Annotated in this window: 9 protein-coding genes and 5 pseudogenes; 8 read left to right on the top strand and 6 right to left on the bottom strand. The window is 56.3% G+C overall.

The genetic code is table 11. From position 1 onward, the window contains the following. The first annotated feature begins 105 nt into the window (after positions 1 to 105). Both IM295_RS21225 and IM295_RS21230 read left to right on the top strand, forming a co-directional pair. Positions 106 to 441: a DUF496 family protein gene (locus IM295_RS21225; RefSeq protein ID WP_028013754.1), complete on the top strand. Its 336-nt coding sequence runs from the start codon at positions 106 to 108 to the stop codon at positions 439 to 441. Positions 442 to 953: 512 nt separating this feature from the next. Continuing rightward, positions 954 to 2,068 (top strand): annotated as a pseudogene (locus tag IM295_RS21230) (IS30 family transposase). A 120-nt stretch (positions 2,069 to 2,188) separates the two neighbouring features. Here the strand turns inward: IM295_RS21230 and IM295_RS21235 are convergent. The 5 genes and pseudogenes from IM295_RS21235 to IM295_RS21255 form a co-directional block, all read right to left on the bottom strand. Beyond that, a pseudogene (locus IM295_RS21235) lies at positions 2,189 to 3,240 on the bottom strand (IS3 family transposase). 161 nt (positions 3,241 to 3,401) lie between these two features. Further along, a complete protein-coding gene (locus tag IM295_RS23230; protein WP_255467567.1) occupies positions 3,402 to 3,533 on the bottom strand; it encodes a hypothetical protein in 132 nt (43 codons plus the stop codon). Positions 3,534 to 3,542: 9 nt separating this feature from the next. Further along, on the bottom strand, positions 3,543 to 4,886 hold the full coding sequence (locus tag IM295_RS21245; protein ID WP_047062999.1) for an enolase C-terminal domain-like protein: 1,344 nt from the start codon (positions 4,884 to 4,886) through the stop codon (positions 3,543 to 3,545). Next, positions 4,864 to 6,216, bottom strand: coding sequence for an MFS transporter (locus IM295_RS21250; RefSeq protein WP_193067288.1), 1,353 nt, complete (start codon positions 6,214 to 6,216; stop codon positions 4,864 to 4,866). The genes IM295_RS21245 and IM295_RS21250 overlap by 23 nt, the downstream gene beginning before the upstream one ends. A gap of 220 nt (positions 6,217 to 6,436) precedes the next feature. Further along, positions 6,437 to 6,752 (bottom strand): annotated as a pseudogene (locus IM295_RS21255) (IS110 family transposase); the annotation flags it as partial. 338 nt (positions 6,753 to 7,090) lie between these two features. Between IM295_RS21255 and IM295_RS21260 the strand changes: the two are divergent. Beyond that, positions 7,091 to 7,237 (top strand): hypothetical protein, encoded by a 147-nt coding sequence (locus tag IM295_RS21260; RefSeq protein ID WP_154400831.1) that lies wholly within the window; start codon positions 7,091 to 7,093, stop codon positions 7,235 to 7,237. A gap of 156 nt (positions 7,238 to 7,393) precedes the next feature. Here the strand turns inward: IM295_RS21260 and IM295_RS21265 are convergent, their stop codons facing one another. Continuing rightward, positions 7,394 to 7,723, bottom strand: a complete 330-nt coding sequence (locus IM295_RS21265) for a helix-turn-helix domain-containing protein (protein WP_052768066.1) — start codon at positions 7,721 to 7,723, stop codon at positions 7,394 to 7,396. A gap of 66 nt (positions 7,724 to 7,789) precedes the next feature. On the opposite strand from IM295_RS21265, the pseudogene IM295_RS21270 reads away from it, so the two are divergent. The 5 genes and pseudogenes from IM295_RS21270 to IM295_RS21290 all read left to right on the top strand — a co-directional run. Continuing rightward, positions 7,790 to 7,998 (top strand): annotated as a pseudogene (locus tag IM295_RS21270) (recombinase family protein); the annotation flags it as partial. Between the two features lie 258 nt (positions 7,999 to 8,256). Then, a pseudogene (locus IM295_RS21275) lies at positions 8,257 to 8,472 on the top strand (LysR family transcriptional regulator); the annotation flags it as partial. A 961-nt stretch (positions 8,473 to 9,433) separates the two neighbouring features. Then, positions 9,434 to 10,024 carry a TetR family transcriptional regulator gene (locus IM295_RS21280; protein ID WP_047063004.1) on the top strand — a complete coding sequence of 197 codons (591 nt, stop codon included), beginning with the start codon at positions 9,434 to 9,436 and terminating at the stop codon, positions 10,022 to 10,024. A gap of 632 nt (positions 10,025 to 10,656) precedes the next feature. Beyond that, positions 10,657 to 11,787, top strand: a complete 1,131-nt coding sequence (locus tag IM295_RS21285; protein WP_047063006.1) for an efflux RND transporter periplasmic adaptor subunit — start codon at positions 10,657 to 10,659, stop codon at positions 11,785 to 11,787. Further along, complete coding sequence (locus IM295_RS21290) at positions 11,784 to 14,867, top strand: efflux RND transporter permease subunit (protein WP_047063008.1); 3,084 nt, start codon at positions 11,784 to 11,786, stop codon at positions 14,865 to 14,867. The genes IM295_RS21285 and IM295_RS21290 overlap by 4 nt, the downstream gene beginning before the upstream one ends. Positions 14,868 to 15,194: the final 327 nt, after the last annotated feature.

The following is a 15,194-nucleotide window of genomic DNA, read 5'->3' on the forward strand; positions in this document are numbered from 1 at the left end:
CTTTAAACGATATAGCCATTGTCATTCGCAGCTGCTGTCAGTAAGGTTATTGTTACAGCGGTTGCTTTAACGAATCCGAATCTCACATTATCAGGGGTGTAAAAAATGGAAACTATCAAGCCTTCGTTCCAGGATGTTCTGGAATTCGTCCGCCTGTTCCGCCGCAAAAACAAACTGCAGCGTGAAATCCAGGACGTTGAGAAGAAGATCCGTGACAACCAGAAACGTGTTCTGCTGCTCGACAACCTGAGCGACTACATCAAGCCGGGCATGAGCGTTGAAGCTATTCAGGGCATCATCGCCAGCATGAAGAGCGACTATGAAGACCGCGTTGATGATTACATCATCAAAAATGCCGAGCTGTCCAAAGAGCGTCGCGACATCTCCAAAAAGCTGAAAGTGATGGGCGAAATCAAAAACGCCGAAGCTAAAAGCGAATAATCGCAGCGAATTGTGAAAAAGGCTCTCTGGTGACAGGGAGCCTTTTTTATTTGACGATCAACGGTCCGCTGATTTGTAGGTCGGGTCAGGCGCGGCCGCCAGCTGACAATTCTACCCGACGCAGAAAAGCAAAAAGCCTGCTTCAAAAGCAGGCTTTTCAAATTTGGCTCCTCTGACTGGGATCACCTTTGCCAGTAACTGGCTAATAAGGAAGCTAAACTTGAATCTTCATCCTGTCAAGACCACCAAAATGACCACCATTAGTTGTGGGTTAAATAAATCTGTTTATAGGCATTCAATGTTCCCTAATTGTGGCGCTGGGAAGCCTACTTGTGCGGTCGTACCTGCTATAAAAATAGTACTGACTGAGGCCAATAAGACTTGTTAGCAAAAAGCGGTTTGTTCGCTTTTTGCTGTGAGTTCAACGGGTCGATGCAACGCTATCCTTAATCAAGGGGGACGTTGCCATGAAACGAAGAACGCGGATTTACTAAACGTCGGAACAGAAAGCGATTATCCAAGACAGATACAAACAAGGTGATTCCGTGCATGATATCGCCAGAATGTTCGACAGATATCATTCTTCTATTATGCCCACTATCCACCAGACTGGTGGATACCGTCCCCCTGTCGGAAAGCGGCACCCGTTAGCGCTTTCACTTGATGAAAGAGAGGAAATATCCAGAGCGCTTGTAGCAAAAATCAGCATCAGAGCGATCGCAAACAAACTATCGAGAGCTCCCTCAGCGATTAGCCGCGAGATTAAGAGGCACGGTGGTGCAAAACAATATCGTGCATCAAAAGCGGATGCTGCTGCGTGGGAAAATGCTCTGAGACCAAAACCTTGCAAGCTAATTGAAAGACCTACACTTTGTAAAATCATCGCAGAGAAGATGCATCAGGACTGGTCGCCGGAACAAATCGCCGGTTGGCTGAAACGCTGTTATCCGGATAATCAGGAAATGCATGTGTTACATGAAACGATATATAAAACGCTTTTCATACAAACTCGGGGGGCATTAAAAAAAGAACTGCAGCAATGCCTCCGAAGCGGAAGAGCCGTGCGTAGATCCAGAACGTCATCGCTTAAAGGGAAAGGATTAGGATCAATCCCGAATGCGGTACAGATAAGCGAGAGGCCACCTGAAGCCGCAGACAGAGCCATACCGGGTCACTGGGAAGGTGACCTGATCCAGGGCTCGAAAAACTCCTGTATCGTCACCCTCGTAGAACGCCATTCCCGCTTTGTTATGTTGGCCAAAATCAGGGACAACAAGACCATAACCGTTATATCTGCACTCATCAGGCAAGCCCGGGGATTACCTATTGAGCTTTATAAAACATTAACCTGGGATCGAGGAGCTGAAATGACCAGCCACACCCGATTTACTGTAGCTACAGACATCCAGATTTACTTCTGTGATCCTCAATCTCCCTGGCAGGTGGCTCAAATGAAAATACGAATAGGTTGCTCAGACAATATTTTCCAAAGAGAACTGACTTATCGATTCACAGCCAGCAGAGACTAAACAGCGTTGCCAGACAGCTCAACGAAAGACCGAGAAAAACGCTAGACTATGAATCACCCGCAGAACGGTTCAATCAGTGTGTTGCATCCATCAGTTGAACTCACAGCTCATAGAGGATTTGACCTGCCCCCGGTATTAGATACAACCGTCAGTCCATAATGTCGGTTTGTTGAACCGCTCCCCGTATGTGATCCATTCATAATCAGGAATAACTGGCTTCATTCTGGCTGCATATTCTGGCAACCGGCAGATTTTACGGCAAATTCGGAGGGGGTCATCCAGCCCAGCGCAGAATGGGGACGACTTTGGTTATAGTGTATGCGCCAGGCTTCGATTTTGCACCGCGCATCCTCCAGGGACATGAACCAGCTCTCGTTCAGACATTCCTGTCGCAGCCTGCCGTTGAAGGACTCTACCGTCGCATTGTCCGTCGGCGTTCTGGGGCGTGAGAAGTCGATACGGATACCCCGTTCATACACCCAGCTGTCCAGCATTTTCCCCGCAAATTCAGAGCCGTTGTCGGTTTTCAGCATCTGAGGTAACGGACGCCTGAGCTCTATGCTGTTCAGCATTTCCGCCACTTCTGTTGAACGCAGATTCTGCACCACGCAGATCCCCAGGCATTCGCGGGTGTACAGGTCTATAACCGTCAGCAGGCGTAGTCGCCTTCCGTCAAACAACGCATCAGAGACAAAATCCATGCCCCAGACGTGATTCGGATACAGCCCCTGAGGCTGCGGCTGTCGCCGCTGTGCGGATTTATTACGGCGTGGACGCTTGGGGCGCAGCGACAGGCCCTGTTCACTGTACAGGCGGCAAATGCGTTTGTGGTTATCACGCCAGCTTTCCCGCCTGAGCATCACGTGTACCCTGCGGTAGCCATGGTGAACCCTGGTTTAGGTAATCTCCCTGATGCGCAGGCGCAGCGCACTGTCGTCTGCCGCAACGGAATGGTACCGGAACGAGCTGCGGCTGAGCCATAGCGCAAAACAGATTTGTCTTTCGCTGGCACCGTATCGGGCCTGTAAATCCCTGATCCATTCGCGCAGGCGTGCCAGCGTCAGTTCTTTTTTGCCAGCACGTCCTGCAGCATAGCCTTGTCGAGGCTGAGATCGGCCACCAGTTTCTTCAGACGCAGGTTTTCCTCTTCCAGCTGGCGCATGTGCTTTAGTTCTGAGGGTGAAATGCCACCGTATTTCTTACACCAGGTGTAAAACGTGGCGTCGGAGATGCCCAGCTTGCGGCAGACGTCCGGTACGGACATCCCCAGCTCGGCCTGCTACAGGGCAAAGACAATCTGCTCTTCGGTAAATCGTGACTTTTTCATCGGCACCACCTCCGTTCAGGGGAGTGTTTATCATGCCGGAATTCTGTTTCTGAATGGAGCAGGATTTTGGGTCAGTGTCACCCCAGCAGTTGCAGCGCGTCGGTTTACTCGTTCAGCGCGTAGCGTGCGATGGTGCCATCACTGGCTTCTAATATGTAGACAAAAGTTTGCGCCAGCAGTGGCGCGCTGGCGGCAATCGATGCCATGAGCGCCACCGCACGTAATATTCTCTTCATTTCGCTTCCTTAGCGAACCATTGACGGACGTTTGGCATCATAGCGCCAGTTATCAATTAAAAATTGCATCCCCAGCGCATCGTTTCGGTTCTTATCCGGCAGCGCGTTGTAAAGCGCATGCGCCTCCTCGACGCGTTCCATATTCAATTCGATGCCAAAACCCGGGCCTGGCGGTAATTCCAGATAGCCATCGCGGATCTGCGGCGGTTGATGCGTCAGTTGCTGGCCATCCTGCCAAATCCAGTGAGTATCAAAGGCGGTCTGACGATCGCCAGGCGCCGCTGCGCCCAGGTGCGCCACCATTGCCAGTGAGATATCAAAATGATTATTGGAGTGGCAGCCGGTGGTCAGCCCCCATTCGTTGCACAATTGCGCTATCACGTTGGCATTGCGCATCGTCCAGAAGTGCGGATCGGCAAGCGGAATGTCGATGGCGTTAAGTTGCAGCGCATGATGTAATTGGCGCCAGTCGTTAGCAATCATATTGGTCGCGACCGCCACGCCCGTGGCGCGACGGAATTCGGCAAGCGTTTCCCGCCCTGAATACCCTTGCTCAGCACCACAGGGATCTTCCAGATAGGGCACCTTTCCTGCCAACTGTTTACCAAAGCGAATCGCCTCATCCAGCGACCAGCTGGCATTGGGGTCGACAGTGACGCGCGCGCCGGGAAACCGCGCCAGTAGCGCTTCAACCGTTTCCACTTCCGCTTCGCCTGCCAGCACGCCGCCTTTTAGCTTGAAGTCACGAAAGCCGTACTGCTCCACTGCCGCTTCCGCCAGCCGTTGAACGCCAGCGCTGTCCATTGCCGCCTCATGACGCAGACGGAACCAGCCATCCGCCGCGTTATCGCCCGAGCGGTACTGCATTGTGGTGCGCTTGCGATCGGCGATATAGAACAGATAACCCAGCACCGGAATACGCTCACGCTGTTTGCCGCTGGCAAGCAGATCGGCGACCGGCAGGTTAAACAGCTTGCCTTGCAGGTCTAGTAGCGCGGCCTCAATCGCCGCCGCAGCGTTATAAAACTTCTCCGGATTCATCTGCGGAATGTGGATGTCGTTGGTGTGTGAAGTGTGCTTCTGACGCGCCTCACTGTTGAAAAGCTGGCTCAGCGTGGCATTCAGGCGCAGCAGCGAGCTGCCTACAATCAGCGGGCGAAACTGCTCCAGCAACTGCAACGTCGAGGCATGACAGGGCGTTTCGCCCACCCCGGTATGCCCGGCAGAATCGGTGAGGATCACGATAATGCGCGTGAAGAAGCAGTTATGGGCACCGCCGATATTCAAAAGCATGCTGTCATAACCAGCAACTGGGACGATGCGCATGGTATTAATGACTGGACTGTCTGACATGAAGTCTCTCCTTGTGACCTAAAGTGGGGGGAACAGGTTTGGTGCGCAGCAACAGCCACAGGCCGGTCACCACGGACACGCTGGTCAGCGCGTAGAGGCCGCCGGTGGTGCTGCCGGTGTGCATCTCCAGATAGCCAAACACCGTGGGTGCGAAGAATCCGCCAAGGTTGCCGACAGAGTTGATCATCGCAATGCCCGGTGCCGCTATCGAGACGGGCAGTTCGCTTTGCGGCATCGGCCAGAAGAACGCGGCACTGACTTTGGAACCGATGCAAGCCACAATCATCGCCACAAAGCCAAACCACGGCGTGCCAAGCGTGGCCATAAAGGTGCCGCATGCGGCGATCAGCATGGCGATGCCCAGCCCTTTCTCCAGCTTATCGCGATAACGGTCGGTGGCTTTGCCCAGCAGAAACAGCGCAACAATGGCGAAGAGCCACGGGATGGCGGTCAGCAGTCCGGATTCGAAACTGTTGAACCCCTGAATACGCTGGATAATTTGCGGCAACCAGAACACCAGCGTGTAACCGGTCATGGTCATGGTGAAGAAGATCAGGCAGTAGAATATAAGGCTGCGATCGGTGATCAATCCCCAGCGTCCCTGTGTGACGGCACGCTCGTCACGCGTCGCGTCTTCAATTGCCAGTTGCTGCGCGAGCGCCTGTTTTTCCGCGTCGCTGAGCCATTTCGCCCCTTCTGGCTTCGATACCAGTACAAACGCCGCCAGCAGGCCGATCACTATCGATCCGCCGCCTTCCAGAAACATGACCCATTTCCAACCCGCAAGTCCGCCGACATCGTGCATCATCAGGATTGCGCCGGTGAGCGGGCCAGAGAATAGAAACGCGCTTGCGGTTGCACTCAATACCATTGCGGTTGCGCGGCCTCGCCAGGCATTGGGCACCCACTGACGAAAATAGAACAGCACGCCAGGGAAGAAGCCCGCCTCCGCCACGCCAAGCAGGAAACGCAGCATATAAAAATGCATTGGCGTGCTGACGAAACCGGTAAGTACCACCACCGTTCCCCAGGTGATCATAATGCGCGTGAGCCACACCCTTGCGCCGAACTTCTTCAGCATCATATTGCTGGGCACTTCAAACAACGCATAGCCGATAAAGAACAGTCCTGCGCCTAAGCCGAAGGCCGCCGCGCTGATTCCGGCATCGGTTTGCAGCTGGGCTTTGACGAAGCCAATGTTGGCGCGATCAATCTGGTTAATAATAAGCATCAGCGCCAGCATCGGGATAATGCGGCGGAAGAATTTGCCAATCGCAGAAGCGATATGCGCCTCATGATCGGCTGATAATTCATGGCGTTGTTGTGTCATGCGTCACCTTCAGTGAGAGAAAAACACCGCTATAGTTATACGCAGCAGGGTTGGTGAGTAGTTATGTATTTTTGCCCTGGAAGGGTTAGGCAAATGCCATACAGTTATAAAATTTCATAAGGTTATGTAAATTCACGTCGAAGAGTTTCGTGCGGGTTTGTGCGCTGGCTCACTCAGGAGGTGATGTCCGCTTCACGCGCTGAGACATTCGACAAGCTTTTTATGGCTTCAGTAAGGGCGAGTTTCGCGCTTGGAGAGCCAGCAAATACTTTGCTTCGTCGTAACAGGTTCTGTTTTTCCAGCAGCTATAAATTATCCGGATCTATTTGAACGCCAGAGCTCGGATAGCGGATTGATGCGATTTTCCTTTTTCTCGCTGGCCCAGTACGATGAGTTAACCGTCTTCGCAGTCCATTCCACGAATGTCTGTCGGACGAACTTCGCACACTGCCAACGCCAGAGTAGTTTTGAATTTCTTCGGCGCTGTTGAAGCGGTCGCGGTTATCATCCAGTGCGGCAAGCATGCGCGGTCCCATAACTGAACAGTTGGCAACACAAAGCCTCGGAGCTTGGGAGTACAAAGAGAATGTCAACAGGTTGTGCAGGCAGTGTAATGTAATGCCAAAACAGGTCAGACCGTGGTTCACCAAACCTGATAAGACTTCCGAACGTTGAGTTCGCTGAGGTAATTGTGAGATGTGGGCCAGCGGATTTCATTAAGGCCCGCGGCAGAACAATTGCTGCATTAAGGCCGGCAATCGTCCTGTCCGTCATCAAGTACAATGCCTGGCAAACAACGGGAGGCGAGTCTTAAAGCTACGTTTAAGCCTAGTCAAAGTGAAATCATGGGGACTGTTCTTACTGAGCCAGAGCGATGCTAACTGAAGAACGCGCTAAACTGATACTGGCGCTGAGCGTATCGCTGCAGGCTTTATCAACAACTCCAGACGAAGGTGATTATAAAGGTAACGATGTCTTTGACAACGTGCGCGCGTTGGTTGATGCAGCAGGATTCAGATGAGTAACGGATGCAGCCGCTCTGTCAGTCGGCATAAGGCGCGCGGTTAATATATGCACGTCACAAAGCTCTGTTCAGGCTTTATAAGGCTGTATGTAAATTCTCGTTAATCAGGGAATATACTTATGTTTACCGGATATGCACCGTACTGCCGTGCTCTCAGTTAAACCGACTGGGCGTTTTACCGAAGCTCTGACGGAATACGTCAATATAGGCGCTGACGTTACTATAACCGCTCAGCGATGCGATTTCACTGACTGGCAATCCCTCTGACACCCAGCGCAGTGAAGCCACCACCTTTGCCTGCTGGTGCCAATGACTGAAACTCAGCCCGGTCTGCTGACTGAATAGACAGTTGATGCTTCTGATGCTGAGCCCCGCTTCATGGGCAGGCTGTTGCTGATCCATTATGCAGGCCGGCTGGCTCAGCAGCTTGTCTGCAACGCTGCGCGCCCTGCGTTCTGTTGGCAGCTTCAGCGCCAGCGGCAATTCCCGACAACGGAGTGTTTCATAGCCCAGCAGCGTCAGAAGGGGGTTCGTGTATTCCTCAGGGAAGCCAGTGACAAGCTTGTTTTTGGAATCTTTGCCGCACAGGCGGAGTTTGAGCGAGAATTGATTGCCGAGCGAACAACAGCAGGTCAGGCCTCAGAAGGGACCCGAGGGAAGAAGGGGCGGCCTAAAAAATGACGCCAATAAAATCGCTACCGGCAATGGCATTAATAGGACGGCCAGAAACGAAAGTCAGTACATTATGCCACGAACTCAGGGGGTGAAAGTACGCTTAGTTTTCTTGCTCATTAAGTCATTTGTTTTGTGTTGAATGAGAATATAACCTTTAATCAGGTGGCCAAATTTTCTATGCCACTACAATCAGAGCTTCATTGAGGAATTCAGGTGTGTGTAATTTACGGGGCTTTTTGCTTATTGATAATGATCTTGTCATGAGTCCCTCTGGTTGAGAGTTTTCTCACTTAGTCCCGTGTCCACTATTGCAGGGTAGGATTAATCGAGGGAAGTGTCCCTCGCTGGATCTGATGCTTACATTGGACGGCGCAGGCTATGGCATCGGCTTGATGACTGCGACCAAGATCCCGGTAAGCCAACGATCGGATGTCGTTATCCGTCACCTGGCAGTCGAATCGGCTTTGACTATTTACTTGCTTCGCTCCGATAACAACCGCTTGTCTGTTTCACTAGAGTGGCTTATCGATCGTCTGCGCGATGGCTTGGGCGAATAAATTTCCTGCAAACCGGTCTCAAGAATCCGCAGCAGACTGTGTATTCCTTTTCGAGCTTCTCGCTGTTGCCACGGAGGCCGGTGAACGAGCCACGGCTGGGGCGGGAAACCACTGCCACATTCCACAGCCATGAAGTGTCATGCGCGGTCGGAGTAACGTGCGGTACCCCGATAAAACAGATCATTCTATCCATCCACGGCACTCGAAGATGCCGTTGCTCTCGATCAACTGAGCCGGAGGTTGCGTTCAGCTATGTAGCGCCTCGGTGAAGTGCCGAGTGATTTGCGGAACATAGTCACAAAGTTACCGGCACTTTCTTAACCCAGACTATCGGCGACCTGTCGAACCGACATTCCAGTACTCAACCATTTCACCGCAAGAATGACTTGGATCTGCTGGCGCTAGCGTTCGAAGCTCATACCGGTTTCCTGAATAAGCAACCGTGCGAGAGTGCGTTCACTCAGGCCGACACGAATAGCCCAAGTGCGGACGGTCCCGCGGTGTATTGGGGCTTCCATGAGATCTTCTGCAGTCGCACATCTGGCGGCATTGGCAGGCGAAGATTCCCCCTTGGTACCACCTAAATTTCACCTAAAAGTAAACTAATCAGATGTGTTTCTGCCCTCTGGATAGAACATAGAGAAACTTGCGGAGCGGATCACTAGCTCACGTAACAATGGTGTCGCAGATATCGTGCAGAACTTCGACGGAAGACTCGAAGCAGCGCTTGAGTTGATGTAGGCGATTTAGCATTCGATTATACCTGCGGCCAAGATCTTGTGAAAGAAGCCTCCCGGCACATTGATCTCTGGTGCTAGCCGCGTCTCCCGGTCGGTCTTTATAAACCTTCATTATATGGCAGCAATGAAGCGCTTCGAAGCGTCGGTTTAGAGCAAACCAGATGCCTTATGGCACTAAGTGCCTTATTGTCACTTGGTGCCAGATATGACAGAATACTCTCATGGCAAATAAAAATCCCGGCCTTCGCGAAAGGCACAAAGAGAGCACCCGGAGGGAGCTATCCAACCTCGGGCTTGAGTTGTTTCTGAAACAGGGCTTTACCCACACGACCATCGAACACATCGTCGAGCCGCTTGGTGTGGCTAGGCGTACGTTCTTTCGCTACTTCAAGACTAAAGAAGATCTGATCTTCCTGTGGCACGACGAGAAGACGCATGAGCTGGTCGATGAATTGCGGGGGCGTCCCGACCACGAGGGGCCACTGGATGCGGTCAGAGAGACGCTGGCCACGACGCTCCTGCGGTATGACGCCAATCCTGACATGGCTTTTGCACTGGTGCGCCTGCTGAAGGAAACGCCGGCTCTGCTCGCCAAGGGATGCGAAAAGCGGATGGATCGGGAGGTGTCGCTCGCTGCCGCACTCGTGGAACGAGAAAGCGAGACCGGGCTGAGCATGCTCAAAGCGCGCATCATCGTGGGCGCGGTGACGTCCGCATGGACGGCTGCCCTTGACGAGTGGTATGCGGATGGCGGCAGGCAGAACCTGCGCTCCATCGTGGCCAGGGCGTTTTCATTGGTGGGCGAACTGTGATGGCAGCTATGCACGTCTTGTCGGGCCATCAGCAACGCTATCGTCCCCGGCTCATGACGAGCGTGCTGGTCGCTGCGCCTGGCCCTGGTCCCAGCCAGACCAGATGCGCTCAATGGCCCGGGGTCAACGGCGCGGTGTCGCGAGACAAATCGCAAACCCAGACAGGTGGCACAGACACGATCAGCACCACTTCGGGGTTCTCTGGCGCCAGGTTCTTGTGAGAGCCAGACCTGTGGGGAGATGCCCCTGCGACAGAAGAAGTGGCCCGCAGTGAGCCTGATGCGCGCAACGCCAATGACGTGAGTTCCCTGACGGCTATGTTCCCCGCGTGGCTGGATGCGGATACCTCTCTCCAGACCGCCGATGCGTCTGCAGTTGCGCGCACGCGAACGAAGTCCGGTATAAGGCGGATGTAATCACCTTATTCGGGCAGGAAGGCCCGGGTTGACAGCTCAGGGGCGCGCAGGAAAGCGCCATCGCCGCTGCTTACGATCGCACCCATCCCGGGTCTCCTTGTGCGCGCCGCAGGGAACCCGCCGTTATGGGCCGCAGTACCGCAGCCCACAACGACTGAGCAAATGGACGACGCTCCGTCTGCCACCCCTGTATCGCCCGTAAGGAAAATTATCGCCATGAGTCAGGAACAAGAACACCGTAACCAGCCCACCCGGGGACACCTCCGGCGGCACCGGATCGCGTATTTCGTGGGGGGAGTGGCCCTCGTTGTGACGGCGCTGGCGATAGTCGTCGGCAGGGGCGATACGACGCTGGAGGAAGCGACTGCCGCGGCGACGCCGGCGCTGACCGTCACATGCACCATCCCCCGGGAAGTCTCGTGGCCCATAGAGATCAGGGCTTCGGGTGCGATTGCCGCATGGGAAGAAGCCAGCATCGGTGCTCAGATTGGTGGTTATCAGCTCATCGATGTTCGCGTCAATGTCGGCGATATCGTCAGGAAGGGACAGATTATCGCTCGTTTTGACCCGGATCTGTTGCTGGCGGAACGCGCGGAACTGAAAGCGAATGCCGATCAGGCTGCCGCCAACCGGCAGCGCGCGCTCGCGTTGCAAAGCAGCCGCGCGATGAGTGAACAGGACGTGCTCCAGCTGGTGACTCAATCCAGGACCGCGGATGCGCTGCTCGCTGCCAATCAGTTGCGGCTGCGTTACACCGACGTCACTGCGCCGGACGATGGTGTCATCAGCCACAGGACTGCAACGCTCGGCAGCGTCGTTACGGTGGGCCAGGAACTGTTTCGCATGATTCGCCGGGGGCGCCTGGAGTGGCGTGGCGAACTGACCGCCGAGCAACTCGCTCAGGTCGAGATCGGGCAGCAGGTAACATTAGACCTTCCCGACGGCAAGACAGCGAAGGCGACGGTTCGCCAGACCTCGCCGATTCTGGATAGCACCTCTCGCCTGGCCACTGTTTACGCCGACATCCACCCTGGAAGCACGGCACGGGCTGGTATGTACGCCAACGGCAGGCTCGGACTCGGGACAGAGCCGGCGCTGGTCGTGCCCGCCGAGAGCGTTGTCATCCGCGATGGGCGCAGCCACGTCCTGGTGCTGGCCGACACCAGTGCCACGTCCCGCGTGTCGCTGCGAAGCGTCAGCGTCGGCCGGCGTAATGGCCGTGAGGTCGAGGTCACCGAGGGGCTTGGCAAGGACGAGCGTGTTGTTGTCCGGGGAGCCGGCTTCCTCAAGGATCGCGATCTGGTCCGGGTTTCGCAGGGGCAGCCTGCTGGGGCGGGCAGACCATGAATTTCGCTACCTGGTCCATTCGCAATCCGATCCCCTCGATCCTGCTGTTCGCACTGCTGGCACTCGCAGGGCTATGGGGGTTCCAGAAGCTGCCTACGCAGGATCTTCCAGACCTTGATCTACCAATGGTCACGGTCATGCTGACGCAGCCGGGGGCGGCTCCTGCGCAGCTGGAGACGGAGGTCGCGCGCAAGGTCGAGGATTCACTTGCGACCTTGAGTGGTTTGAACCATCTGCGCACATCGATCACGGATGGTTTGGTTTCAATCCAGGTCGAATTCGTGCTGGAGAAGAACCTGTCGGACGCGCTGATCGAAACCAAGAACGCGGTTGACAGCATCCGGTCTGATCTGCCGGATGATCTTCTGCAACCGACCGTCAGTGCTTCCACGAGCGTAGGTTCGCCCGTTCTGACCTACGCCATATCGTCGTCCCGGCTTAATGAGGAGCAGCTTTCGTGGTTTGTGGATGACACCATTGCCAAGACTATTTTCTCGCTTCCCGGAGTCGGTCGGTTCGAGCGGCTTGGCGGAATCGAACGTGAGGTTCGGATTGAGCTCGATCCGTCGCGCATGTCTGCCCTCGGCATCACGGCGGCGGATGTCTCCCGTGCACTGCGCCAGGTTCAGCAGGAATCTTCCGGCGGCCGTGGTCAGCTTGGCGGCCAGGAGCAGTCGGTTCGCACGATTGCCACGGTTCGCCAGGCATCGGAGCTTGCGGACCTGCGAATCGCGTTGTCCAACGGCAAGAGCTTCAGGTTGGACCAAATCGCGACCATCGTCGATGGTCAGGCCGACCCCACGCAGGCGGCCCTGCTCGATGGCGAGCATGTGGTCGGCTTCAGCGTGTACCGCGCCAGGGGCTTTGACGAGGTACGGCTGGCCGAGGGCGTTCGCGAGGCCCTGGCCGGCCTTCAACAGGCCGACCCGGCGCTCAGCCTGACTGAGATTTCGGGGTCGGTCGGCCAGACGCTTGAGCAGTATGAGGGCTCCATGGCGATGCTGTACGAGGGGGCCATCCTCGCGATGATCGTCGTCTGGCTGTTCCTGCGCGACTGGCGGGCGACGCTGATAGCCTCGACCGCTCTGCCGCTGTCCATCCTTCCGGCATTCGCGGCCATGGCCTGGCTGGGCTTCACGCTCAACACCGTGACGCTGCTGGCGCTGGCGGTGATCGTCGGCATCCTGGTCGATGACGCCATCGTGGAGATCGAGAACATCGAGCGCCACCGGCACAGGGGCAAGTCGGTCCGGGAAGCCGCAGAGGACGCCGTGACCGAAATTGCCCTGGCGGTGATGGCGACCACAATGAGCCTGGTGGTCGTCTTCCTACCGACGGCCATGATGAGTGGTATCGGCGGCCTGGTGTTCAAACAGTTTGGCTGGACCGCCGTGATCGCCGTGCTCGCTTCGCTGCTGGTGGCGCGCCTGCTCACACCCATGATGGCGGCCTACCTGCTCAAGCCCGAGCCGATCCCCGAGAAGGAAGATGGCCGGGTCATGCGCTGGTACATGGCAACGGCGCGCTGGTGCCTGAAGCATCGCAAGACGACCCTGAGCGGAGCGGTCATCTTTCTCGCGGCTTCGCTCGCCCTGGTGCCTTTCATCGAGACGGGCTTTATCCCCGCCTCTGATAGCGGCAGCACGACCCTGAGCATCGAATTGCCGCCAGCCAGCTCGCTGGAGGACACGTTGGCGGTCGCCGGGTCGGCCCGCAAAGCCATCGGCGATGTTGACGGCATCGCCCATGTTTTCGCCACGGTGGGCAAGGCGCAAAGTGCCGGCCCCGGTGGGGCGCAGGCGGGCGAAGTTCGGCGCGCGTCGCTCACGCTCACGCTGGGGCCGCGTAATGATCGCCCTTCGCAGCAGGTCATCGAGAAAGCCGTGCGGGAACGCTTGCTCGATGTTCCCGGGGCGCGCTTTGCCATCGGCGGCGGCGGGCCGGGCGAAAAGCTTACGATCATCCTCGCCAGCGACAATGCCGAGGCACTTAAGGCGAGCGCGGATGCGGTGGAAGCCGAACTGCGCGACGTCAAGGGCCTTACTGGCATTGCCTCGACGGCCAGCCTGGAGCGCCCGGAGATCATCATCCGTCCCGACCCGGAGCGCGCCGCCGAGCGCGGCGTGACGACCGAGGCGATCGGGGACGTAGTGCGGGTGGCAACCAGAGGCGATTTCGACGCTCAGGTGGCGCGCCTGAACCTCGACAACCGCCAGGTCTATATCCGCGCGCGCATTCCCGATGCCGCGCGGCAGGACATCGACACGCTCGGCAACATGCGCGTGCCGGGGCGCGACGGGTCGGTGCCGCTGGCAAGTGTCGCCAGCCTGACTGTGCAAAGTGGCCCCGCGCAGATCGACCGCCATGACCGTCTTCGCAACGTCACCATTTCGGCCGATTTGGGAGGTACCGCGCTCGGGACGGCGCAGGCGGCTGTGGCCAACCTGACTTCGATCAAGTCCCTTCCGTCCAGTGTGAAGGTGATTGAGGCCGGCGACGCGGAGATCGTTGCCGAACTCGGCGGGGGCTTTGCCATGGCGCTCGTGGTCGGTGTTTTGTGCATCTACTGCGTTCTGGTGCTGCTGTTCAGGGATTTCCTTCAGCCCATCACCATCCTCTCTGCCATTCCTCTGTCCATAGGTGGCGCGTTCCTCGCGCTTCTGGTCACGCGCAGCCAGTTGAGTGTGCCTTCGATGATCGGTCTGGTGATGCTTATGGGTATCGTCACCAAGAACTCCATCCTGCTCGTCGAGTACGCGGTTATCGGTATACGCGAGCGCGGATTGCCTGTTCACGAGGCGCTGCTGGATGCGTGCCACAAGCGTGCCCGTCCCATCGTGATGACCACCATCGCGATGATCGCCGGCATGTTGCCTATCGCGCTGGGGTTAGGTGCGGATTCTAGCTTCCGCCGGCCGATGGCCATGGCGGTTATCGGCGGCCTTATCACATCGACTGCCTTGAGCCTGCTGGTCGTGCCAGCCGTGTTCCTGTATGTGGACAGGATCGAGAAATGGCTGGCATCGCTTGGTTTTTTTCGACACACCGTACGCGCTACCGCTGACGAGGTTGAGCGATGACGCAACTAACCTCGTCACGACTCAACAGTCCTGCAATTCACTCGTCACATCGAAACTTGATGCGCAGCGCCTGCACTGACCCGTGCGGGACGACCCAGTGTCGTCCGGACGGTATGGAAATCAGGCAGACGGTGCAGTGCGGCCGTCTGCTGGTGATGGTCCGCGAACTCATCGAGATGGCCCGATGGCGTGGTCCGCGAGCTGCCATTCCCCAGTACAGGGGAGGCATTTTCACGTTTTCCTTAAAAGGGATCAATCATGTCATCTCGTCCTCAATGCGCAGTCCGCCTGCGCCGGCAGCCGTCTTACGCTGCGCTACCGATCCTG

This window comes from Enterobacter cloacae complex sp. P14RS (assembly GCF_014895895.1).
Lineage (GTDB): Bacteria > Pseudomonadota > Gammaproteobacteria > Enterobacterales > Enterobacteriaceae > Enterobacter > Enterobacter bugandensis.